We start from the raw sequence: 745 nt of genomic DNA, 5'->3' as shown, positions 1-745 counted from the left end.
GGGGGGGGGGGGGGGGGGGGGGGGGGGTGAAAGGTGTCGTTGGTGGTCTAATTCTGAGAGGGATGGGTTGCCGGGTAATTGGTAACGCGAAAACAACAGAGCTTTTCGTTTGGTCTATCAATGGGCCTAAAAGGTGCGGATTTAATGAGTTCTCTTCGGACGTCGTGGGGCAAATTGAGGGCACAAAAAAGCCCGCAGGGCTTGCGCCGTGCGGGCTTTCAGGACTTCATCGGATGACTCTGGTAATCACCGATGGAGAATTTTGGTGGAGCTGGCGGGAGTTGAACCCGCGTCCGAAATTCCTACATCCTCGGCACTACATGCTTAGTCAGTCTTTACATTCGCTTGCCAGCTGCGGACAGACACGCCACTAACAAACTAGCCTGATTAGATTTAACGCTTCAACCCCAGGCAGGGCATCCACGCGATCTCTTTTGGGTTTGACCTCTCTTTGATCCCCGTCTTAAGAGCGGAAGCTAGGGAGAGAGGGCTCAGAGCAGGTTATTAAGCTGCTAAAGCGTAGTTTTCGTCGTTTGCGACTATTTTTTGCGGCTTTTTACGAGGCCAACCGCCCCTCGGCATGCACCTTGGGTTTCGCAAATCCCGTCGAATCCAGAATCAGCCCCAATGTGTAGGTCAAGTATAACAGATTTGTGAATGTCGTTACCAGCCCCATCACGCAGGATTATTTCAGCAGGGTGGACGAAAAATCAGCATCAACAAGGATATAGCGTAAGGGCCAGCG

1 other RNA gene is annotated in these 745 nt (G+C 52.3%); it reads right to left on the bottom strand.

Going from position 1 to position 745, the window contains the following annotated elements:
• Positions 1 to 263 precede the first annotated feature (263 nt).
• Positions 264 to 626: a transfer-messenger RNA gene (gene ssrA / locus HMPREF9538_RS30575) on the bottom strand.
• Between the last annotated feature and the right edge of the window lie 119 nt (positions 627 to 745).

Origin of the sequence: Klebsiella sp. MS 92-3, assembly GCF_000195655.1 — a bacterium.
GTDB classification, from domain to species: Bacteria; Pseudomonadota; Gammaproteobacteria; order Enterobacterales; family Enterobacteriaceae; genus Klebsiella; species Klebsiella pneumoniae.
Note: the sequence above shows the minus strand (reverse complement) of the source record. Positions and strands in the feature narration are given on the sequence as shown.